The sequence below is a fragment of the Geodermatophilus sp. SYSU D00779 genome (assembly GCF_054050595.1).
In genome coordinates this window covers 227636-249054 of record NZ_JBJGZQ010000002.1, presented here as the reverse complement: position 1 = coordinate 249054, position 21419 = coordinate 227636, and the positions used below count along the sequence as shown (strand labels likewise).

The window sequence follows — 21419 nt, the reverse complement described above, 5'->3', positions numbered from 1 at the left end:
CGAGCTCGCGAGCGGCGAGGAGGACGGGGTCCTTCAGACGAGGTCGACGACGTCGGCGATCGAGTCCAGCACCCGGCCCGGCCGGAACGGGAAGCGTGCGACGTCGGCGGCCCGGGTCGACCCGGTGAGCACCAGGATGGTGTCCAGGCCGGCCTCGATGCCCGCGACGACGTCGGTGTCCATCCGGTCGCCGATCATGACCGTCGACTCCGAGTGCGCCTCGATCCGGTTCATGGCGCTGCGGAACATCATCGGGTTCGGCTTGCCCACGAAGTAGGGCTCCGAGCCGGTGGCGCGGGTGATCATCGCCGCGACCGAGCCGGTGGCCGGCAGCGGGCCCTCGGGGGAGGGGCCGGTGACGTCGGGGTTGGTCGCGATGAACCGCGCCCCGGCGCCGACCAGCCGGATGGCGCGGGTGATGGCCTCGAACGAGTACGTGCGGGTCTCGCCGAGGACGACGTAGTCGGGGTCGGTGTCGGTGAGCGTGTAGCCGGCCTCGTACAGCGCGGTGGTCAGGCCCGCCTCGCCGATGACGTAGGCCGAGCCGCCCGGCAGCTGGGTGGACAGGAAGTCCGCGGTCGCCAGCGCCGAGGTCCAGATCGACGCCTCGGGCACCTGCAGGCCCGACCTCGCCAGCCGCGCGGAGAGGTCGCGCGGCGTGAAGATCGAGTTGTTGGTGAGGACGAGGAAGCGGCGTCCTGCCGCGACCAGGCGGTCGAGGAAGTCCGCGGCGCCGGGCAGCGCCTGGCCCTCGTGCACCAGGACGCCGTCCATGTCGGTCAGCCAGCACTCCGCCGGCTTGCGGTCGATGCTCACCCCGGTGATCCTGCCGACCCCCCCTCGGTCCCGCTCAGCGGGGCCGGCGGCGGTCGGCCGCGGAGCCGGTCAGGGCGTCGTCGGTGAGCCGGGAGGCCGTCCACCCGTCCACCGGCACGGCATCCGCGGCCGTGGACGCGATCGACGGAGCTCCGGTGCAGCACCCACCTCGTGACCGGGCACCTGCTCAGCTCGGTCGCGGTCGAGCGTGGCCGTCGCTGTCGTGGGATCGCCGCGGGAGGACCGTGGCGGCGGCACCCACGGTCAGGGCCAGTCGGTCAGGATCTCTGCCCCGTAGTGCCCAGCGAGCGTGGCGACCCGTTCGGCGTCGGGTCCGGGCTCACCCACCGGGACGGTGCGGTCGGCCGCCGGACGGCCGAGTTCGACGAAGAAGGACTCCAGTCCGCCGGGTGTGCACAGGGTGAGCATCCGCACGGTGTCCGAGTGCACCGTGAGCAGGTGGGGGACGTCCCGTGGACAGAAGACGAACGACCCGGTCTCGGCCGGGAACACCGCGTCCCCGACCCGGACGGTCAGCGCGCCGTCCAGGACGACGAAGGACTCGTCCTCCCGGTGGTGCACGTGCGGCGGCGGCTCGGCGCCACGCGGCAGGAGTTCCTCCACGAGGCTGAAGGCCCCGCCGGTCTGCTCCGCGGTGGCGATCAGCGTGAGCAGTTCCCCGAGCGTCCAGAAGGCCGGGGCGTCGCGGAGGCTGACGGCGAACGGTGTGCGCGGCATCGGGACCCCCAGGTGACGCGGGCGACACCCACTGTGGCAGCCGGGCGGCGCGGCGTCGACGTCAGGGACGGCGGTCGGCCGCGAAGGTGGTCAGGGCGTCGTCGGTGAGCCGGAAGACCGTCCACTCGTCCATCGGCACCGCGCCGGCTGACTCGTAGAACTCGATCGAGGGCGTGTTCCAGTCCAGCACCGCCCACTCCAGCCGGTCGTACCCGCGCTGCACGCACAGGCCGGCGAGCGTGCGCAGCAGCTCGCGGCCCAGCCCGCTGCCGCGGTGCTGCGGCTGGACGTAGAGGTCCTCCAGGTGGACGCCGTGGGTGCCGCGCCAGGTGGAGAAGTTGAGGAACCACAGCGCCATCCCGACGACCGCCCCGTCGACCACGGCGACGTGCCCGAAGAGCGTGGGGGAGTCGCCGAACAGCGCAGCGGACAGCTGCTCCTCGGTCATCCGGACCTCGTGCAGGGCCTCCTCGTACTCGGCCAGCTCGCGCACCAGGCCGACCACGGCGGGGACGTCGTCGGGGCGCACCGGCCGGACGGTCACGGATCCTCCTCGCTGACGCTCGTCGGACCCGTGCCCGACTGTGCTCTGCCCTCCGCGTGAGCTCGCGGGCTCGCTCACGTGAGCAGCTCCTTGAGGCGGGTCGGGACCAGCCGGCCGAGCGGGGCGACGACCGGCACGAGGACCGGTGCCAGGAGGTAGCCGTAGGCCAGGACGCAGCCGGTCACGACCGGCACGAACGCGAAGCCGACGACGACGGCCAGCGCCGCGACGATCAGCCCGTACGGCCGCCCGCTCTTCGGGCTGACCAGCGAGCGGAACGAGCGGAAGCGGATCGTGCTGACCATCAGCAGCGCCGGGACGGCCACGATGAGCAGCACCCACAGCCGCTCCCGGCCCTGCATCTGGCCGCCGAACGCGAACACCGAGGCGAGCACGACGCCGGCCGCGCCGGGGCTCGGCATGCCGGTGAAGTACCGCTTGTCCGCGGTCGGGTCGATGGTGGTGTTGAAGCGCGCCAGCCGGATGGCCGCACACGCCACCCACAGGCCGCAGACGACCCAGCCCAGCGGGTCCCAGGCGTCGCGGCCCTCGGAGAACAGCGTGAAGGCGAGCAGCGCCGGGGCCAGCCCGAAGGACACCAGGTCGGCCAGCGAGTCGAACTGCAGGCCGAAGGGCGTCACCGCGCCGACCAGCCTGGCGACGGCGCCGTCGGCGATGTCGAAGACCACCGAGAGCCCGACCAGGACGGCGGCCAGCGTGTACTGGCCCCGGATGGAGACCAGGATCGCCACGAAGCCGCACATCATGTTGGCCAGCGTGAACAGGCTGGGCAGCGTCGCCAGCGCCCGCCGCCGGCTGCCGCGCACCGATCCGCGGACGAACTCGACGGTCGCCGTCCGCCGGGTCTGCGGGAGCCGGGCCCCGGACGAGGAGCTGGGCACCAGGGGCCTCCTCAGCGGACGTCGGACCAGCGGGCGATGACGGTCTCGCCGCCGCGCACCCGCTGGCCCACCCGGACGAGCACCGTGCACTCCCGGGGGACGAAGACGTCCATCCGGGAGCCGAACTTCATCAGGCCCATCCGCTCGCCCGTGGCCAGCCGCCGGCCGACGCCGGTGCGGGTGACGATGCGGCGGGCGAGCACGCCGACGATCTGCCGGAACACCACCGTGCGGTCGCCGTCGCGCAGCCACAGCTCGCTGCGCTCGTTCCGGTGCGCCGACTCCTTGCGGTAGGCGGCCAGGAAGCTGCCCTTGCGGTAGGAGCTCTCCACGACCTCACCGTGGTACGGCGAGCGGTTCACGTGCACGTCGACGACGGACAGGAACACGCTGACCTGCTGCCAGTCGCCCTCGGGGGCCACCCCCTCCTGCGGCTCGCCCGCGACCATCACCACGCCGTCCGCGGGGGAGAGGACGTCGTCGGGTGCCGGTGCCTCGACGTCGCAGCGCCGGTCGGGGTCGCGGAAGAACAGCGCCATGTAGGCCGACAGGAGAGCGAAGGGCCAGGCGGCGAGCCGCAGGCCGCGTCGCTCGCCGGCGCGGCCTGCCGCAGCGAGGACAGCGGCGGGTGCCAGGGGCCCGGTGATGAAGGGCCACCCGGCCCGGTCGATACGCATCGAGGTCAGACGGTACCGGGCGGCCACTGTGTTCCGGCCCCGCTGCAGAGGCCCGCCGCGAGCCTGCGAGCGGTGGGAGCAGCGGGGTCCTCCCTCAGGCCGGGGCCGAGGCGATGTCCACCAGCCAGCGCAGGCCGTAGCGGTCGGTCACCTGACCGAAGGTGTCGCCCCACACCTGCTTCTCCAGGGGGACGTCGACCGCGCCGCCCTCGGCCAGCCCCTCGAACCAGCGGGTCAGCGTGGGCGCGTCGTCCCCGGACAGGGACAGCGACACCCGGTCGGGTCCGGCGGCGTCCGGGTCGTGGCCGTCGGAGGCCATCAGCTCGAGTCCGTCCTCGGTGCGCAGGACGGCGTGCATGACGCCGTCGTCGGGGAACTGGTCCCCGCCGCCGACGTCACCGAAGGTCATCACGTCGAGCTCGCCGCCGAGGACGGAGCGGTAGAACTCCATCGCCTCGCGGGCGTTGCCGGCGAAGTGCAGGTACGGGTTCAGGCGGGCGGCCATCGGGTCTCCTGGGGTGCGGGTGCGGTGTCTCGGCACGGCAGACCGTCCCGGCCCGCAGGAGTCATCGGCCGCGGCCGGGAGGGGGCTCAGCGCTCCGGCCGTGCGAGCTCTGCGCCCGGCGTCACCGCGAGCACCAGCGGCGTCAGGACGCACCCGAGGGCCATCGGGCCCTCCTCGGCGGCGGGACGTCAGGCACGGCGACGGCCGGCGAGCGGAGCGCTCGCCGGCCGTCGCGACGTGGTGGAGCAGCCTCCCTGGCGGGAGGCGGGGAGGTCCTTCAGGCGGCGGCCTTCGTCTCCCAGAAGATCTTGTCGATCTCGGCGATGTAGTCGAGCAGCTTCTGGCCCTCGGCCGGGTCCATGCTGCCCCGGGCCCCCGAGGCGCCGGCCTGCTTGGTGGCCTTGTTGAACAGCTCGTGCAGCTGCGGGTACTTCTCGAAGTGCGGGGCCTTGAAGTAGTCGGTCCACAGCACCCACAGGTGGTGCTTGACCAGCTCGGCGCGCTGGTCCTTGATCATGATCGCGCGGGTCCGGAAGACCGGGTCCTCGTTGGCCTGGTACTTCTCCTGGATGGCCTTGACGGACTCCGCCTCGATGCGGGCCTGGGCCGGGTCGTACACGCCGCAGGGGACGTCGCAGTGAGCGGTCGCCTCCACGGCGGAGAACATGCGGAAACGCATGGGCTTAGCCTCCGGTTCTGTGGCGTCGGTTCGTCTGCGACCCTACTCCCGGTGAGCAGCGGGGACACGTCCGGAGCAGGGCGGATGACGGACGTCGAGCCGCTGGTCACACCGTGGGTGGTGGCCCGGGTGTCCGGTCCCTCGATGACCCCCACGGTCCGCTCCGGCGACCGACTGCTGGTGCGGCGGGTCGCCGGAGGCGCCACGGTGCGCCACGACGACGTCGTCCTGGCCCGCTTCCCGGCACGGCCGGAGCTGCTGGTGGTCAAGCGGGTACGCCGCGTGGTGCCGGGTGGGCACTGGGTCGAGGGGGACAACCCCTTCGTCACCGACGACAGCCGCGCGTTCGGCCCGGCGGTCGTCGTCGGTCGGGTGGTCGGCCGGCTGTGGCCGCGGCCGGGGCGGCTGCCCGGGCGTCCGGCCTAGCGGGCCGTGCGCAGCTGCGCGTAGCGGGCGCGGCACTCCTCGATCGTCGGCAGCAGACCCTGCTCGCGGGCCTCGGCCAGCGTGGGGGCCCGCTCGTCCTTGGCCGACAGCTCGAACTCCACGTCGTCCGGCCACGGCAGGTCCAGCGCCGGGTCCAGCGGCGCGACGCCGAACTCCCGCGACGGGTCGTAGCCGCTGGAGACGAGGTAGGTGACCGAGCTGCCGTCGGCCAGCGACAGGAAGGCGTGCCCGAGGCCCTCGGCGAGGTACACCGCACGGGGCTGCTCGCTGTCGAGGACGACGGCGTCGTGCACGCCGAACGTGGGGGAGCCCACCCGGACGTCGACGACGACGTCGAGCACTCGGCCGGCCGGGCAGTAGACGTACTTGGCCTGGCCGGGCGGGACGAGGGCGAAGTGGACGCCGCGCAGCACGCCGCGGGCGGAGACGCTGTGGTTGGCCTGGGCCAGCGGCAGGCCGTGGCCGACGACGTCGGCGAGCACGTCGGCGCGGTACCACTCGGTGAACCGGCCGCGGGCGTCGCCGTGCGGGACGAGGTCGAGGACGTAGGCGTCGCCGACGGCGAGCTGACGGATCTGCACGCGTGGACGGTAACCAGGTCGGCCTGCGGCGCCGCGCAGCCCCGGTCCGGTGCCCGGACCGTGTCCCCCGCACGGCGGGACGGGACCGTGCGAGGGGGATTAGGCTCCCGGGTCCATGAGCGCGCAGCAGCACGACGGGACTGCCGACCGTTTCGCCGACGACCCGGCGTTCGCGGTGCACGAGGGCGGCAAGCTGGTCGTACGCCCCACCCGCTCGATCGACTCCGTCGCCGACCTGGCGCTCACCTACACGCCCGGCGTCGCGCGGGTGTCCAGCGCCATCGCCGCCGAGCCCGCGCTGGCCGACCGGTTCACCTGGGCGCCGCGCGTGGTCGCGGTGGTCTCCGACGGCACCGCCGTCCTGGGCCTGGGCGACATCGGCCCGGCCGCGGCGCTGCCGGTCATGGAGGGCAAGGCCTGCCTGTTCAGCGAGTTCGCCGGCCTCTCCTCGGTGCCGGTGGTGCTGTCCACGTCCGACGTCGACGCGATCGTGGAGACCGTGGCGGCGATCGCGCCGTCCTTCGGTGGCATCAACCTCGAGGACATCAGCGCGCCGCGCTGCTTCGAGATCGAGGACCGGCTGCGCGAGCGGCTGGACATCCCGGTCATGCACGACGACCAGCACGGCACGGCGATCGTCGTCCTGGCCGCGCTGCGCAACGCGGCGCGGGTGGTCGGCCGGGAGCTCGGGTCCCTGCGGGTGGTCGTCTCCGGCGCGGGTGCGGCCGGGGTCGCCTGCACCAAGATCCTGCTCGAGGCCGGCGTCGGCGACATCGCCGTGGCCGACTCCCGGGGCGTGCTGCACACCGGCCGGGAGGACCTCACGCCGATCAAGCGCTGGCTCGCGGAGAACACCAACCGGGCCGGCTACGCGGGCACGATGGCCGGCGCGCTGCAGGGCGCCGACGTCTACCTGGGCCTGTCCGGGGGGTCGGTGCCCGAGTCGGTGATCGCCTCGATGGCGCAGGACTGCATCGTGTTCTCACTGGCCAACCCGATCCCCGAGGTGGACCCGGAGATGGCGGCCCGGTACGCGGCCGTCGTCGCCACCGGCCGCAGCGGCGAGCCCAACCAGATCAACAACGTGCTCGCCTTCCCCGGGGTCTTCCGGGGCGCGATCGACGCCGGGGCGACCAGCATCACCGAGGAGATGAAGCTGGCCGCGGCCACCGCGATCGCCGATGTCGTGGGCGAGGAGGTGCGGGCGGACTACGTGGTGCCCAGCCCGCTGGACCGCCGGGTGGCCGAGGCCGTGGCCACGGCGGTGGCCGCCTGCGCCCGCGACCAGGGCGTCACCCGCTGAGGGAGGACCCCGCCACTCGGCTGCTCGTGCGTCCCGCCCCGAGCCTGCGAGGGGTGGGGAGGACGGGTCCCTCCCGCCTGCGAGGGACCACTCTCACCCCAAGCTGCGCAGGTCCTGCAGCAGCGGGTCGACCGCGGCGCGGACGTCGGTGTTGAGGTAGACGCAGTACAGCGTCACCAGCGCGAACGCCGGCACCAGCACCACCTTCTCCAACGACGCCCCGGTGCGCAGCGGGGTCAGCTTCAGCCGTGACCGGCGCAGCAGCCAGAGCACCGGCACCGGCACGCCCTGCGTCGTGAGCGCGTCCCCGGCGATGTGGGTCAGCACGCCCAGCGCGACCGCCCAGGGCAGCCAGGCCGGGCTGGGGGAGTGCTCGAGCAGCAGCCAGGCGCCACCCCAGGACAGCACCAGGTTGCCGACGACGGTGTTCTCCGCCCGCCCCGGGATGAGGAAGTGCAGCGCCCTCAGCGCCAGCCCGATCGCCAGGCTCAGGAGCAGCAGGCTGGACCAGAACGCGAGCGCCGCGGCCAGCGCCAGGGCGCCGAAGACCAGCGGGGCCAGGACGGCGTCGTGGGTGCCCCAGCGGTGCCCCTGCGCCAGCCGCCCCACCGCACCGGAGGGGACGTCGGTGATCGGGCCCCACATGTCCGACACCGTCGAGCCGTTGTGGTCCAGGTCGGGCAGCATGGCCATCCCGCCGACGGTGGCGATCCAGGCGACCTGGCCGACGGTGCCCCCGACCGGGGCCCACGGCAGCGTCGCGGCACCGGCGGCGAGCCCGGAGAGCGCGTGCGAGTGACCGAGCACGGACACAGCGTGCCGCCGCGGGCCGCCGTCCCCACGCAGGCGCGCCATCACACGGCGATCCTCCGGACGGCACCGCGGGCAGGTGCCGTCCCCTGCTGCACGGAGCCGGTCCGCCCAGCCGCGGGGAGGAGCCTCCGGCCCCGTCCCCGCGGCCGGCCTCGCAGAGCGGCTCGCTATTCCTCGTCGTCCTCGGTGCCGCCGCGCGCCAGCCAGGTGGCCAGCCGCTCGACGGGCACCTCAAACTCGGGGTGCTGGTCGACGAACGCCTGCATCTGGTCGGCCAGCCAGGCGAGGGTCACCTGCTCCTCGCCCCGCCGGTCGGCCAGCTCCTCCAGGCCCCGGTCCGTGAAGTACATGGGTGGGGTGGACTAGTGCGCGAAGGCCTCGGCCACGAGACGCTTCTGCTCCACCTCGTGGACCTTCGCCGAGCCGACGGCCGGGCTGGCTGCGGCCGGGCGGCTGACGCGGCGCAGGCGGTGGCCGGCCGGCAGGTGCTCGGGCAGGTTCACGGCCATGAACTGCCAGGCGCCCATGTTCGCCGGCTCCTCCTGCACCCAGACGACGTCCTGCACGTTCGGGTAGCGCTCCAGCGCCTGCCGGATCTGCTCGGCCGGCAGCGGGTAGAGCTGCTCGACGCGCAGCACCGCGGTGTCGGCGGTGCCGGTGGCCTCCCGCTGGGCCAGCAGGTCGTAGGCGACCTTGCCGCTGCACAGCAGGACCCGGCGCACGGCGCCGTCGTCCAGCGGCTCGCCGCCCACGCCCGGGTCGGCCAGCACCGGCCGGAAGGTCTCGTCGGTGAACTCCGAGACCGGGCTCACGGCGGCCTTGGCCCGCAGCAGCGACTTGGGCGTGAAGACGACCAGCGGCCGGTGCACGTCCGAGAGCGCCTGGCGGCGGAGCAGGTGGAAGTAGTTGCCCGGCGTCGAGCAGTTGGCGACGGTCATGTTGTTCTCCGCCGACAGCTGCAGGAACCGCTCGATGCGACCGCTGGAGTGGTCCGGGCCCTGCCCCTCGAGGCCGTGCGGCAGCAGCAGGGTGACGCCGGAGCGCTGACCCCACTTGGCCTCACCGGAGCTGACGAACTCGTCGATGACCATCTGGGCGCCGTTGACGAAGTCGCCGAACTGGGCCTCCCACAGCACCAGGGCGCTGGGGTTGGCCACCGAGTACCCGTACTCGAAGCCCAGCGCCGCGTACTCCGAGAGCAGCGAGTCGTAGACGAAGAACTTCGCCTGATCCGGGGACAGGTTCGCCAGCGGCGTGTACTCCGCGGCGGACTCCCGGTCGATGAGCACCGAGTGACGCTGGACGAAGGTGCCGCGGCGGGAGTCCTGACCGGCCAGCCGCACCGGGACGCCCTGCATGAGCAGGGACCCGAAGGCCAGCAGCTCACCCATCGCCCAGTCGATGCCGCCCTCGCTGACCATCGCCGCCCGCCGCTCCAGCATCCGCTGGAGCTTCGGGTGGACGGTGAAGTCCGGCGGCAGGGAGACGTGCGCGTCGCCGATCGCCTTGAGCACCTCGGTGGTGATCGCCGTGGCGACCGGGTGCTCCTGGGCGGGCTGGTCCATGACCGGCTGCGGCTTCGAGGTGTCCTGCGCGTCGTGCGTCTCGGCGAAGGCCCGCTCCAGCTGGTCGCGGTAGTCCTTGAGCGCCTCCTCGGCCTCGGCCAGCGTGATGTCGCCGCGACCGATGAGGGACTCGGTGTACAGCTTCCGGACCGACCGCTTGCGGTCGATGATGTCGTACATCAGCGGCTGGGTCATCGACGGGTCGTCGCCCTCGTTGTGGCCGCGGCGGCGGTAGCAGACCAGGTCGATGACGACGTCCTTCTTGAACGCCTGCCGGTACTCGACCGCCAGCCGCGCCACCCGGACGCACGCCTCGGGGTCGTCGCCGTTGACGTGGAAGATCGGCGCGTTGACCATCCGCGCCACGTCGGTGGAGTACAGGCTCGAGCGGGACTGCGCCGGGCTGGTGGTGAAGCCGACCTGGTTGTTGATGACGACGTGCACGGTGCCGCCGGTGCGGTAGCCGCGCAGCTGCGAGAGGTTCAGCGTCTCCGCGACGACGCCCTGGCCGGCGAAGGCCGCGTCCCCGTGCAGCAGGACCGGCAGGACGGTGAAGCCCTGCTCGCCCTTGTCGATCATGTCCTGCTTGGCGCGGACGACGCCCTCGAGGACGGGGTTGACCGTCTCCAGGTGCGAGGGGTTGCTGGCCAGCGAGACGGCGATCTCGGCACCCGGCTTGAACGGGTTCTCGAAGGTGCCCTCGGCGCCCAGGTGGTACTTCACGTCCCCGGAGCCCTGCACGGTGCCGGGGTCGATGTTGCCCTCGAACTCACCGAAGATCTTGGCGTAGCTCTTGCCGAGGACGTTGGCCAGCACGTTGAGCCGGCCGCGGTGCGCCATGCCGATCGCGACCTCGTCGAGGCCGTGGTCGGTGCCGGCGATGAGGACCTCGTCCAGCAGCGGGATGACCGACTCGCCGCCCTCGAGGCTGAACCGCTTCTGGCCGACGTACTTGGTCTGCAGGAAGGTCTCGAACGCCTCGGCGGCGTTGAGCCGGCCGAGCACGTGCTTCTGCTTCTCCCGGTCGGGCTGCTCGGCCTTGACCTCGACCCGCTGCTGGATCCACTCCCGCTCTTCGGGGTCGGTGATGTGCATGTACTCCACGCCGACCGTGCGGCAGTAGGAGTTGCGCAGCACCCCGAGGACGTCGCGCAGCGCCATCAGCTTCTCGCCGGCGAAGCCCCCGACGGGGAACTTCCGGTCGAGGTCCCACAGCGTCAGGCCGTGCTGGAGGATGTCCAGGTCGGGGTGGCTGCGGACCTTGAACTCGAGCGGGTCGGTGTCGGCCATGAGGTGGCCGTTGCGCCGGTAGGACTCGATGACCTCGATGACCCGGGCTTCCTTGTCGATCTGCCCCTCGCGGCTGACCCGCACGTCGGGCATCCAGCGCACCGGCTCGTAGGGGATGCGCAGCGACCGGAAGACGTCGTCGTAGAAGCCGTCCTCACCGAGCAGCAGCTGGTGCAGGCGGCGCAGGAAGTCGCCGGACTCGGCGCCCTGGATGATCCGGTGGTCGTACGTGGAGGTCAGCGTGATGATCTTGCTGACCGCCATGTCGGTGAGCGCCTCGGGGCTCATCCCCTGGAACTCGGCGGGGTACTCCATGGCGCCGACGCCGATGATCGCGCCCTGGCCGGCGGTCAGCCGCGGCACCGAGTGGTTGGTGCCGATCGTGCCCGGGTTGGTCAGGCTGATCGTGGTGCCCGAGAAGTCCTCGAGGGTCAGCTTGCCCGCGCGGGCGCGGCGGATGACGTCCTCGTAGGCGCCCCAGAACCGGGCGAAGTCCATCTCCTCGGCGGCCTTGATGGAGGCGACGACGAGGGAGCGCGAGCCGTCGGACCGGGGCAGGTCGATGGCCAGGCCGAAGTTGACGTGCTCGGGCTGCACCAGGGTCGGCTTGCCGTCGACCTCGGCGAAGGCGGCGTTCATGTTCGGGAAGTCGTCGAGCGCCCGGACCAGCGCGTAGCCGATCAGGTGGGTGAACGAGACCTTCCCGCCGCGCGAGCGGGCCAGGTGGTTGTTGATGACGATGCGGTTGTCGGCCAGCAGCTTGGCCGGGACCGCGCGCACGCTGGTCGCCGTCGGCACGGTCAGCGAGGCGTTCATGTTCTTGACGACGCTGGCCGCCGCCCCGCGCAGCGGGACGCGCTTCGGGCCCTCACCGGCGGGCTGGTCGGCCTTGGCGGCGGCGGCGGGCTTCGCGGCCGGTGCCGGCTTCGCGGCGGGCGCGGCCTTGGCAGCCGGCTGCTGCTGCGCCTTCCGGTCGGCGGCCCGGTCCACCACGGTGTCCTCGGTGCGCTCCTGCACGCGGGTGGCCCGGGAGGGGGCGCCGGCGCCGTCGCTGGGCTGCTGGTCGGGGGCCGGTTGCTGGTCGGGGGCCGGCTGCCGGTCGGCGGGCGCGGGGGCCGGGGCGGACGACGCGGGCTCGGCGGCCGGAGCGGCCGCTGCCTCCCGGTCGTCGCTCGCGGACACCGGGCTGCCCGGCCGGTAGTCGGCGAAGAACTCGTGCCACGCCTGGTCCACGCTCGAGGGATCGGCGAGGTACTGCTGGTACATCTCCTCGACCAGCCACTCGTTGGTGCCGAATCCCGCCACCGCTGAGGAGTTGGGGGTGGAGGACGGCCGGGATGAGCTCACGCTTGACACGGGGTCGAGTGCCTTCTTCGTCGTCGGTGCACGTCTCTGGACCGGGGATGGAGTCTACGCCCGCAGCTGTGTGCAGACCGGGTGCGAAACGGCGCCGTCCAGGGCGCCGCCCCGAGCCTGCGAGGGGTGGGGAGGACGGCGGCCCCCTGCAGGGGCCCGCCACGAGCTCGGACGTCGAGGGGGGCAGGGGGTCCTCAGTCCGTGGCACCGCGTGCGACGAGCAGGTCGGCGAGGGCGTCGTGCGTGGTCGCCCGACCTGCGTCGTCCCGGCGGGTGCGGGCCGCGGCGACCCGGCTGATGTCGAGGGCGCTGGCGCCGTCGACGGTGGTGGCGTTGACGTCGGCTCCCGCGTCCAGCAGGACGCGGACCACGTCGGGCGCGTCGCGCCCGGGAGCGCCGGCGACAGCGGCGTGCAGCGGGGAGCGGCCGGTGTCGGGTTCGCGCCGGTTGACGTCGGCCCCGGCGGCCAGCAGCAGGTGGACCAGCTCCAGCCGGGTGCTGGCCGCGGCGGTGTGCAGCGCGCCGCGGTCGACGTCGGCGCCCCGGTCCAGCAGCGTCCGGGCGCTGCCGGCGGCACCGCCGGCCGCGGCGAGGGTCAGCAGGTCGACCCCCGTCACCGGGTCGGTCAGCGGGGCACCGCCGTCCAGCTCGGTGCGCAGCCGCTCGGCGTCGTCAAGGTAGGCGGCGCTGGCCGCGTCGACCGGGGCGCCCAGCTCGCGCAGCAGCGGGACCAGTCCGGGCGCGGACTCCAGCGCGGTGTGCAGCGGGTCCCGGCCGTGCTCGGTCCTTGCGGAGAGGTCCGCGCCGGCCTCCACCAGCAGTCGCACGACCTCGGTGCGTCCCTCGGCGACGGCCAGGTGCAGCGGCGTCCAGCCGCCCTGGCCGTCGCGCTCCACCGTGGCGGTCAGCAGCCGGGGGGAGTCCTGGACGGCGGCACGCACGGCCTGGAGGTCGCCGTCGGCGATCAACCGGGCCAGTCGGGGGGCGGTCATGCGCGTGGTCGTGGGCGTGGTCATGGGGTGATCCCCGTTCCGATCGGGAGCTCGACCCCCTGCAGGGCCCCGCCACGGGCTCGGAAGCGGTGGGGGCAGGGGGTCCTTCTTCAGACGACGTCGCGGCGGACGGAGAGCAGAGTGCCCACGAGCGCCGCCACCAGACCGTAGCCGAGCAGCAACAGGCCGCCCTGCCACCGCTCGAGGAGGTCGGGGGCGATGGCCTGCGGGCCGCGGAAGGTGGTGGTCATGGCCTCGAGGGCGCCGCCGGGCAGCCACTTGTAGACCGCCGCCGTGGCGGAGAAGGCCGACAGCAGCGGCTCGACGACGTAGAGGTAGACCAGCGCCCCGACGATCGCCCCGACCTGGTTGCGCAGCAGCGCGCCCAGGCCCACGCCGATGACCGCGTACACGACGATCGCCAGCCCGGCGCTGAGCAGCACCTCCGCGTTCTCGCCGGTCAGGGACGGCGCGGCGCCCCGTGCCCCGGCGTAGACGACGACCACCGCGACCGTCACGGCCACCGCGGCGAGCGCGAACGGGACGGCGGCCAGCGCGTAGGCCACCAGCTTGGCGACCACGACCCGGCCGCGCTTCGGCGTGGTGAGGAAGGTCGGGGTCGCGGTGCGGTGCCGGAACTCCTGGGTCATCCCGATGATGCCGAGGATCAGCGCGAAGACCACGGCGTTGGACGCGACGGCGAGGGCCAGCGCCTCGTAGTCGGGCGAGCCGACGGGGGGCGGGCCACCCTCCTGGCCGGCGAGCCCGGTGAGCAGGGCGGCGAACCCGCCGGCCATCACGCAGGCGCCGGCCAGCAGCCCGATCCAGACCCGGGTGGTGAACAGCTTGGTCCACTCGGCGCGGACGAGCGCGGTCATCGGGCGGCCCCCTGGGATGCGGCGAACTGCTCCTGGCCGGCGGTGAGCCGGAAGTACAGCTCCTCCAGGCCGCTGGTCTCCGCGCGCAGCTCGTGCAGCTCGACCCCGGCCTGGAAGGCCTGCGCGCCCACGGCGTCCGGCGTCGTCCCGGTCACCGTGACCCGGCCGTCCTCGCTCGGTGCGACGGCGAACCCGGCGGCGCCGAGGACCTCGGCCAGCCGGCCGGCCTCGGGGCTGCGCACCAGCACCGCGCCGCTGCCCTGCGCGCCCGAGCGCAGCTCGGCCAGCGAGCCCTCGCGGACCAGCCGCCCGGCGCCGACGATCACCACGCGGTCGGCGGTCTGCTCCATCTCGGCGAGCAGGTGGCTGGAGACCAGCACGGTGCGCCCCTCGTCGTGCGCCAGGTGGCGCAGGAACCCGCGCAGCCAGTGGATGCCCTCCGGGTCCAGCCCGTTGGCCGGCTCGTCGAGCACCAGCACCGCCGGGTCGCCGAGCAGCGCCGTGGCCAGCGCCAGCCGCTGCCGCATCCCCAGCGAGTAGCCGCCCGCGCGACGCCGGCCGGCGTCGGCCAGGCCGACCTGGGCGAGGACCTCGTCGGCGCGCGTGACCGGCAGGCCCGCGGCCCGGCAGTACACCCGCAGGTGGTTGCGCCCGGACCGCGCCGGGTGGAACGCCGTCTCGAGCACCGCGCCGACCCTGCGCACGGGCGAGGGGAGGTCGGGATAGGCGACGCCGTCGAAGGTCGCCGTCCCCGTGTCCGGCCGCTCGAGGCCCAGGACCATGCGCAGCGTGGTCGTCTTGCCGGCCCCGTTGGGGCCGAGGAAGCCGGTGACGGCGCCCGGCTCGACGCTGAAGCTGAGGTCGGAGACGGCGCGGACGGCGCCGAAGCTCTTGCTGAGGCTGCGGACCTCGACCCGCACGGGGTCGCGGTGGCGGCTGCTGCCGGGGTGGATGGCGCTCTCCTCGCGTCGGCCGGGCGACGTCCCCATCCAAGCGCACCCGGCAGCTGCAACGGCACCCTCCGGTCCGCTCCGCGCGTGTCCGGGCGTGACCCCCAGCACACCCCGTGACCGGCGTGTTCGGTAGATTGCCCGGTCAGGCGGGTGAGCCGGCTCCCCGGCGAGCCGGAGCCGTGCCGCTCGAGGCGGCCGAGGAAGGCCATCGAGGAGGGTCCGTGAGCGCCTACCGCACGGTGGTCGTCGGGACCGACGGGTCGGACTCCTCGCTGCTGGCGGTGCGCCGCGCCGGGGCCCTCGCCGGGGCCTGCCGGGCGCGGCTGGTGATCGTGTGCGCCTACCTGCCGCCGCGGGCGGACGAGCGCGAGGGGCCCCGCGCGCACCAACGGGGCGAGGGCGCGTACCCGGTGGTCGGGTCCGCGCCGGCGGACGACGTCGTGCGGCGCGCCGCGGAGGAGGCCGTCGGGGCCGGCGCGGGGGAGGTCGAGCAGATGGCCGTGGTCGGCTCGCCGGTCGAGACCCTGCTCGACGTCGTCACCCGCGCCCAGGCCGACCTGCTCGTCGTCGGCAACCGGGGGCTCGACAGCCTCAAGGGCCGGCTGATCGGGTCGGTGCCGGCGGACGTGACCCGACGCTCGTCGGTCGACGTCCTGGTCGTCCACACCACGGGCTGACGGCCCTGCCGGACACCCCTCGGGACCCAGACGTGGTGGCGGACGCCGGCGACGCCCACGAGGCGCTGCTGCGCCTGCTCCTCGACGGTCCGCGCCGCTACACCCGGCTGCAGATCGCCGCGATGGCCGGTCTGCCCCCCGAGCGCACCCGGCGGCTGTGGCGGGCCCTCGGCTTCCCCGACGCCGCCGACCACGACCCGATCTTCACCGACGCCGACGTCCGGGCGCTGGAGCTGCTCCGCGCGCTCATCGACTCGGGCTTCATCGAGCCGGGCACCGAGGCCTCGATCGCCCGCGCGATGGGGCAGTCACTGTCGCGGCTGGCCGACTGGCAGACCGACCTGCTCGCCGACGCCCTGTCCCGCGGCGGCGCCGAGGGTGGGCGCGCCGTCCCGCCGGACGAGGCGGTGGCCGCCGCCCGCAGCCTCTTCCCCCTGCTGCGTGAGCTGCAGACCTACGTGTGGCGGCGGCACCTGGCGGCCAACGCCGACCGGCTGCTCACCCCGGCGGCTGCCGTCGACCGGCGGGAGCTCGCCGTCGGCTTCGCCGACCTGGTCGGCTACACCAGCCGCAGCCGGGGGATGGGTGGGCGGGAGCTCGGCGCGATGGTGGAGGACTTCGAGAGCATCGGGAGCGAGGTCATCGCCCGCCACCACGGCCGGGTGGTCAAGACGGTGGGGGACGGCGTGCTCTACACCGCCGTCTCGGCCATCGACGCCGTGGAGATCGGGCTGGAACTGCCCGAGGCCTGGCAGGCCGAGGACCGCCCGCCGCTGCGGGTCGGCGCCGCGTACGGCACCGTGCTCACCCACCTCGGCGACGTGTACTCACCGGTGGTGAACCTGGCCAGCCGGCTCACCTCGATCGCCCTGCCCGGCACGCTGCTGGTCGACCGGGACCTCGCCCGCCAGCTGCGCGGGCTGCCCCGCTACCGGGTGCGGCCGCTGCGCCGGGTGTCGGTGCGCGGATACGACGACCTGCAGCCCTGGCGCGTGCAGCGCCGCCCGCCGGGGGAGGCCGACCTCGCGCTGGAGAGCATGCTCGACGAGATGGCCGACGACGTCCTCGAGGAGGACGCCGGCGATTGAAGGACCACCCTTCCCCCCCCACGCCTCGCATGCTCGGCGCGGGCCCCTGGAGGGTGGCCGTTCCAGCACCTCACCAGGCCGGGACGAACCCGTTCGCGCCGTCCCGGCCGGGCTTGGCACCCTGGTGACCCGTGAGTGCCACGCTCGTCGCCCGGGGCCTGGCCGCCGGCCACGGTGCCCGCGTCCTCTTCTCCGACCTCGACCTCGTCGTCGCGCCCGGCGACGTCGTCGGGCTGGTCGGGGTCAACGGCGCGGGCAAGTCCACCCTGCTGCGCACGCTCGCCGGTGAGCTGCCACCCGAGTCGGGCAGCGTCACCGTCAGCCCGCCCACGGCGACCCTCGGGTACCTGCCGCAGGAGCACGAGCGCCGGCCGGGCGAGACGGTGGGCCAGGCGCTGGCCCGCCGGACCGGGGTCGCCGCCGCGCAGGCCGCTCTGGACGCCGCCACCGACGCGCTCACCGAGGGCGCGGACGGCGCCGACGACGCCTACGCCGAGGCGCTGGAGCGCTGGCTGACCCTCGGCGGGGCCGACCTCGACGAGCGCGCGGCGCAGGTCGTCGGCGAGGTGGCGCCCGGGGTGTCCCTCGACACGGCGACGACCGGGCTCTCCGGCGGCCAGGCCGCGCGGGTCGGGCTGGCCGGCCTGCTGCTCTCGCGCTACGACGTGCTGCTGCTCGACGAGCCGACCAACGACCTGGACCTGGCCGGCCTGGAGCAGCTGGAGCGCTTCGTCACCGGGGCGCGCAGCGGCATCGTCGTCGTCAGCCACGACCGGGAGTTCCTCGCCCGCACGGTGACCCGCGTGGTGGAGCTGGACCTCGCCCAGCAGGTGGTCCGGGTGCACGACGGCGGCTACGAGGCCTACCTGGTCGAGCGGGAGGTGGCCCGGCGGCACGCGCGCGAGGAGTACGAGGAGTACGCCGAGACCAGGGCCGGGCTCGAGGCGCGCGCCCGCATGCAGCGCAACTGGCTGGCCAAGGGCGTGCGGGACGCGGTCAAGAAGCAGAAGGACCCGGACAAGTTCATCAAGGCCCACAACCGGGCGACGGCGGAGAAGCAGGGGGCGAAGGCCAAGCAGACCGAGCGGATGATCGAGCGGCTGGAGGTGGTCGAGGAGCCGCGCAAGGAGTGGGAGCTGCGGATGGAGATCGCCGCCGCGCCGCGCGCCGGGGCGGTCGTCGCCACGCTGTCCGGTGCCGTCGTGCGCCGCGGGGACTTCACCCTCGGGCCGGTCGACCTGCAGGTGGACTGGGGCGACCGGGTGGTCATCACCGGCCCCAACGGCAGCGGCAAGTCCACGCTGCTGGCCGCCCTGCTGGGGCGGGTGCCGCTGGACGAGGGCCGCGGCGGGCTGGGCCCGTCGGTGCGGATCGGCGAGATCGACCAGGCCCGCGGCGCGTTCCTCGGCGCCGAGCCGCTGCTGGAGGCCTTCGCCGCGGAGGTGCCCGACCGGCCCACCGCCGACGTGCGCACCCTCCTGGCGAAGTTCGGGCTCACCGCCGAGCACGTGCTGCGCCCGGCCGACACCCTCTCGCCGGGGGAGCGGACCCGGGCCGGGCTGGCGCTGCTGCAGGCCCGCGGGGTCAACGTGCTGGTCCTCGACGAGCCGACCAACCACCTCGACCTGCCGGCCATCGAGCAGCTGGAGCAGGCGCTGGCCGGCTACCGCGGCACGCTGCTGCTGGTCACCCACGACCGCCGGATGCTGGCCGCCGTCGACACCCCCCGCCGGATCACCGTCGAGGACGGCCGGGTCACCGAGTAGTGGAAGGACCCCGTCCTCCTCACGCCTCGCACGCTCGGCGCGAGCCTCGGGACGGGGCCGGGGACGGGATCTCCAGGGCCGCGGCCACCGCGTACTCCGCCGTCGTCGCCAACTCCCGCGGCGTCGCGCCGGCGGAGGACAGCGCGGGCAGCAGGTGCACCTCCACGACGGTGCCCGGGGAGGCGGCCAGCCAGCGCATCGCCGCCACCGTCGAGCGTCCGCCAGGGGGCGGGGACGCCGCGCCGCGCCAGCGGACGGCGACCGGGCACACCGCGGCACCGGCGTCCACCGCGGCGGCCAGCAGGGCGGGGGAGAAGCGGCCCAGACCCGTGCCACCCCGCCCGCCCTCCTCGGGGCGGACGCTGACCGACGTCCCCAGGCGCAGATGGGTGGCGACCCGCGCGGAGACCGCGGGGACCGTCGGCACCGGCACCCCCGCGAGCCGGTCGGGGCCCCCGGCGACCGCGGCGCCGGGGACGACGGTGAGCAGCGCCAGCGGGTCCAGGGCGGTGGCCGTGTTCGAGACCAGCAGCAGCCCGGTGCCGGTGCGCGGCCAGGCCGTGGCCGGCACGTGGACCTCCACGCGCACGCCCAGGCCGGTCAGCACGCGGGCGGCGCCGCAGACGCTGCGGCGCCGGCTGCTGCCCACGGGCGGACGCAGACGGCTCACGGCGACGGTGGCGCCGACGCGGAGCCAGTTCGACGAGGTCGCAGCGGTCACGGTGCCTCCCGGGACGCGCGGCGGACCCGGGTGGCCCGCTCGCACCGCGAGCGTCGCGGGCGCAGGTGTCGGGCCGGGAACGTCCGGGAGACGGCGACGGGACGGTTGCGGGACGACCCGTCGCCGACCCCGTCAGGGCGTGTCGAGCGCCTCCGTGAGGCCGACCGCGTCCATGCCTGCCCAGGTGTCGTCGACGTGGTGCGCCAGCACCATGAGGTCGCGCAGGTTCCCGTCCCGGTCGCGGATGTGGTCTTCCAGCAGTGCCTCCCCGGTGAAGCCCAGACCGGTGAACAGCGCCAGGGCCGGCCCCTGGTCGGCGACCACCTCGACGACGAGCTTGGTCAGCCCGGCCTCGAGGGCGTGCACCACGGCGTGCCGGGCCAGCTCCCGCCCCAGCCCCGAGCCGCGGCGGTCGGGCGAGACCACCAGCCGGACCTCGCCGACGTGGTCGGACCAGCCGGGCAGCCGGAGGACGGCGACGTAGCCGAACACCCGGCCGCCGTCGTCCAGCGCCACCCAGCGGTCGACCCCCGGCGAGCCGGCCGCCCAGCCGCGCACGACCTCGGGGTCGGTGACGTCCTCGCGGATGAAGGTCCGGTCGCCCTCGGGCAGGTCGGCGAAGAAGCGCACCAGGGCCTCGCAGTGCGCCTCGGTCAGCGGGGTCACGGTGGTCACCGGGCGACCTCCTCGCCCTGCAACGGCTCACTGCGTCGTCGGAGGAAGTCGATGATCGTGGGCACCGTCGTCCGGGCCGCCGTCCGACCGACGACCAGGCCCATGTGCCCGGCCGGCAGCCGCAGCTCGTGCTTGTCCGGGGAGCCGACCAGGTCGATCAGGGGAGCGCTGGCCTCTGCCGGGACGATGTGGTCGCGATCGGCCCGGACGGTGAGGAACGGCACCCGGATGTCGGACAGGTGCACGCGGTCGCCGCCCACCGTCAGCCGGTCGGTGACCATCCCGTTGTCGCGCACCAGCATCCGCACCGTCTCCTCCGCGGCGGCCCCGGGGAAGGGGACGTGGTCGTCCGACCAGCCGGTCATGGCCTGGTAGCCGGCCACGTACTCGTCGTTCCAGAGGCGCTCCCACAGCGTCACGTAGCGGGTCACCTCGGCGGTGGGGGTCAGCGTCTTGAAGCCCTGCAGGACGACCCGGGGCGGCACGTTGCCGTCGGCGTCCAGCACGTCGGACACCTCCAGGCCGCCGACCCGGAACAGGTCGGCCAGCGGGCCCATGTGCCGGAAGTCGACCGGGGTGGCCAGCACGGTGAGGCTGCGGATCGGCGCGTCCGGGTGGTGGGCGGCGTAGAGGAGGGCGAGGTCGCCGCCGAAGCAGTAGCCGAACAGGGTGACCTCGTCGGCCCCGGAGACCTCCAGCACCCGCTGGACGCCGGCCGGGATGTAGTCGTCGACGTAGTCCTCGAGGGTGTTGGCGGCGTCCCGCTCGTCCGGTTCGCCCCAGTCGAGCAGGTAGACGTCGAAGCCAGCGCGGAGCAGCTGCTCGACGAAGCTGTTGCCCGGCGCCAGGTCGAGGATGTAACTGCGGCTGACCAGGCTGAACACGACGAGCAGCGGTGGCGAGTACCGCACCCCGCCGTGGGTGGCGGGGTCGTTGCGGTAGTGCCACAGCTGGGTCCGGCCGCGCTGCCAGACGACGTCCTTGGGCGTCTGCCCGACGTCGGGCCGGGCGACGCCGCTGACCAGGCGCAGACCGTTACGGGCGCGCAGGGCGTTGCGTTCGACGTCGCGCCGGACGCGGTCGAGCACCGTCTGCGGGCTGGGCACTGTCGGCATCGGACTCCTCGGGGGTGCGGCGGCGCTCGGTCTCCCGTCGCGCCGCCTCGAGCTGCAGGGTCAGCCGGCGGACCTCGCGGTCGAGAGCGCCGACCTGGGCGCGCAGCCGGCTGACGTCGGTCCCGGCCGGCAGGTTCAGCAGGTGCCAGGCGCGGGCCGTCAGGTCGCGGGCGGAGCCGCGGGCCAGGGTGACCGCACGGCGGGTCAGGGCGGCACCGACGGCGAAGGCCTCGCTGCGCACGACCTCCTCCGCCCGGGGGGTCACGCGGCGCTCGACGGCGTCGAAGGCCTGCCGCCACCGCGGTGGCTCGGTCACGCGTCCTCCTCGACAGTGGGTG

The 21419-nt window shown here is 74.3% G+C and carries 23 protein-coding genes; 5 read left to right on the top strand and 18 right to left on the bottom strand.

Annotated features, from left to right (window positions below; translation table 11 throughout):
* Positions 1 to 33 precede the first annotated feature (33 nt).
* The 7 genes from ACI79G_RS02515 to sodN form a co-directional block, all read right to left on the bottom strand.
* On the bottom strand, positions 34 to 816 hold the full coding sequence (locus ACI79G_RS02515) for an HAD-IIA family hydrolase (protein ID WP_217635930.1): 783 nt from the start codon (positions 814 to 816) through the stop codon (positions 34 to 36).
* A 264-nt stretch (positions 817 to 1080) separates the two neighbouring features.
* Positions 1081 to 1554, bottom strand: coding sequence for a cupin domain-containing protein (locus ACI79G_RS02510; protein ID WP_456879393.1), 474 nt, complete (start codon positions 1552 to 1554; stop codon positions 1081 to 1083).
* 61 nt (positions 1555 to 1615) lie between these two features.
* Entirely contained in the window at positions 1616 to 2098 is a 483-nt protein-coding gene (locus tag ACI79G_RS02505; RefSeq protein ID WP_456879391.1) for an N-acetyltransferase family protein, read from the bottom strand.
* A 74-nt stretch (positions 2099 to 2172) separates the two neighbouring features.
* On the bottom strand, positions 2173 to 3000 hold the full coding sequence (pssA, locus tag ACI79G_RS02500; protein ID WP_091212766.1) for a CDP-diacylglycerol--serine O-phosphatidyltransferase: 828 nt from the start codon (positions 2998 to 3000) through the stop codon (positions 2173 to 2175).
* Between the two features lie 11 nt (positions 3001 to 3011).
* Positions 3012 to 3677, bottom strand: coding sequence for a phosphatidylserine decarboxylase (locus ACI79G_RS02495; RefSeq protein ID WP_456879388.1), 666 nt, complete (start codon positions 3675 to 3677; stop codon positions 3012 to 3014).
* Positions 3678 to 3771: 94 nt separating this feature from the next.
* Positions 3772 to 4182 (bottom strand): VOC family protein, encoded by a 411-nt coding sequence (locus ACI79G_RS02490; RefSeq protein ID WP_456879386.1) that lies wholly within the window; start codon positions 4180 to 4182, stop codon positions 3772 to 3774.
* Positions 4183 to 4459: 277 nt separating this feature from the next.
* Entirely contained in the window at positions 4460 to 4861 is a 402-nt protein-coding gene (sodN, locus tag ACI79G_RS02485) for a superoxide dismutase, Ni (RefSeq protein ID WP_456879384.1), read from the bottom strand.
* A gap of 84 nt (positions 4862 to 4945) precedes the next feature.
* Here sodN and ACI79G_RS02480 point away from each other — a divergent pair, with 84 nt between their 5' ends.
* Positions 4946 to 5287, top strand: coding sequence for a S26 family signal peptidase (locus tag ACI79G_RS02480; RefSeq protein ID WP_456879382.1), 342 nt, complete (start codon positions 4946 to 4948; stop codon positions 5285 to 5287).
* Here the strand turns inward: ACI79G_RS02480 and ACI79G_RS02475 are convergent.
* On the bottom strand, positions 5284 to 5889 hold the full coding sequence (locus ACI79G_RS02475; RefSeq protein ID WP_456879380.1) for a dTDP-4-dehydrorhamnose 3,5-epimerase family protein: 606 nt from the start codon (positions 5887 to 5889) through the stop codon (positions 5284 to 5286). The two genes, ACI79G_RS02480 and ACI79G_RS02475, sit on opposite strands and share 4 nt — an antisense overlap.
* Before the next feature lie 115 nt (positions 5890 to 6004).
* On the opposite strand from ACI79G_RS02475, the gene ACI79G_RS02470 reads away from it, so the two are divergent.
* The gene (locus tag ACI79G_RS02470) at positions 6005 to 7192 is read left to right on the top strand and encodes an NAD(P)-dependent malic enzyme (protein ID WP_456879379.1); all 1188 of its coding nucleotides are present in this window, start codon (positions 6005 to 6007) and stop codon (positions 7190 to 7192) included.
* A 93-nt stretch (positions 7193 to 7285) separates the two neighbouring features.
* On the opposite strand, the gene ACI79G_RS02465 is transcribed toward ACI79G_RS02470, so the two are convergent.
* The 6 genes from ACI79G_RS02465 to ACI79G_RS02440 form a co-directional block, all read right to left on the bottom strand.
* Complete coding sequence (locus tag ACI79G_RS02465; RefSeq protein ID WP_456879377.1) at positions 7286 to 7999, bottom strand: metal-dependent hydrolase; 714 nt, start codon at positions 7997 to 7999, stop codon at positions 7286 to 7288.
* Positions 8000 to 8172: 173 nt separating this feature from the next.
* The gene (locus tag ACI79G_RS02460; RefSeq protein ID WP_456879375.1) at positions 8173 to 8355 is read right to left on the bottom strand and encodes a DUF6104 family protein; all 183 of its coding nucleotides are present in this window, start codon (positions 8353 to 8355) and stop codon (positions 8173 to 8175) included.
* A 12-nt stretch (positions 8356 to 8367) separates the two neighbouring features.
* Positions 8368 to 12207: a multifunctional oxoglutarate decarboxylase/oxoglutarate dehydrogenase thiamine pyrophosphate-binding subunit/dihydrolipoyllysine-residue succinyltransferase subunit gene (locus ACI79G_RS02455; RefSeq protein ID WP_456879373.1), complete on the bottom strand. Its 3840-nt coding sequence runs from the start codon at positions 12205 to 12207 to the stop codon at positions 8368 to 8370.
* Between the two features lie 203 nt (positions 12208 to 12410).
* Positions 12411 to 13232, bottom strand: coding sequence for an ankyrin repeat domain-containing protein (locus ACI79G_RS02450; RefSeq protein WP_456879371.1), 822 nt, complete (start codon positions 13230 to 13232; stop codon positions 12411 to 12413).
* An 86-nt stretch (positions 13233 to 13318) separates the two neighbouring features.
* Positions 13319 to 14086, bottom strand: coding sequence for an ABC transporter permease (locus ACI79G_RS02445; RefSeq protein ID WP_456879369.1), 768 nt, complete (start codon positions 14084 to 14086; stop codon positions 13319 to 13321).
* Complete coding sequence (locus tag ACI79G_RS02440; protein ID WP_456879367.1) at positions 14083 to 15075, bottom strand: ABC transporter ATP-binding protein; 993 nt, start codon at positions 15073 to 15075, stop codon at positions 14083 to 14085. The genes ACI79G_RS02445 and ACI79G_RS02440 overlap by 4 nt, the downstream gene beginning before the upstream one ends.
* Before the next feature lie 185 nt (positions 15076 to 15260).
* Between ACI79G_RS02440 and ACI79G_RS02435 the strand changes: the two genes are divergently transcribed.
* The 3 genes from ACI79G_RS02435 (at position 15261) to ACI79G_RS02425 (ending at position 18570) form a co-directional block, all read left to right on the top strand.
* Positions 15261 to 15716, top strand: coding sequence for a universal stress protein (locus ACI79G_RS02435; RefSeq protein ID WP_456879365.1), 456 nt, complete (start codon positions 15261 to 15263; stop codon positions 15714 to 15716).
* A gap of 32 nt (positions 15717 to 15748) precedes the next feature.
* Positions 15749 to 16804, top strand: a complete 1056-nt coding sequence (locus ACI79G_RS02430) for an adenylate/guanylate cyclase domain-containing protein (RefSeq protein ID WP_456879364.1) — start codon at positions 15749 to 15751, stop codon at positions 16802 to 16804.
* A 131-nt stretch (positions 16805 to 16935) separates the two neighbouring features.
* Positions 16936 to 18570 (top strand): ABC-F family ATP-binding cassette domain-containing protein, encoded by a 1635-nt coding sequence (locus ACI79G_RS02425; protein ID WP_456879361.1) that lies wholly within the window; start codon positions 16936 to 16938, stop codon positions 18568 to 18570.
* Between the two features lie 19 nt (positions 18571 to 18589).
* Here the strand turns inward: ACI79G_RS02425 and ACI79G_RS02420 are convergent, their stop codons facing one another.
* The 4 genes from ACI79G_RS02420 to ACI79G_RS02405 all read right to left on the bottom strand — a co-directional run bounded on the left by ACI79G_RS02420 (position 18590) and on the right by ACI79G_RS02405 (position 21397).
* Positions 18590 to 19291: a hypothetical protein gene (locus ACI79G_RS02420; protein ID WP_456879359.1), complete on the bottom strand. Its 702-nt coding sequence runs from the start codon at positions 19289 to 19291 to the stop codon at positions 18590 to 18592.
* A gap of 132 nt (positions 19292 to 19423) precedes the next feature.
* Positions 19424 to 19966 carry an N-acetyltransferase family protein gene (locus ACI79G_RS02415; protein WP_456879357.1) on the bottom strand — a complete coding sequence of 181 codons (543 nt, stop codon included), beginning with the start codon at positions 19964 to 19966 and terminating at the stop codon, positions 19424 to 19426.
* A complete protein-coding gene (locus ACI79G_RS02410; RefSeq protein WP_456879356.1) occupies positions 19963 to 21081 on the bottom strand; it encodes an alpha/beta fold hydrolase in 1119 nt (372 codons plus the stop codon). The genes ACI79G_RS02415 and ACI79G_RS02410 overlap by 4 nt, the downstream gene beginning before the upstream one ends.
* Positions 21002 to 21397 carry a hypothetical protein gene (locus ACI79G_RS02405; protein WP_456879354.1) on the bottom strand — a complete coding sequence of 132 codons (396 nt, stop codon included), beginning with the start codon at positions 21395 to 21397 and terminating at the stop codon, positions 21002 to 21004. The genes ACI79G_RS02410 and ACI79G_RS02405 overlap by 80 nt, the downstream gene beginning before the upstream one ends.
* Positions 21398 to 21419: the final 22 nt, after the last annotated feature.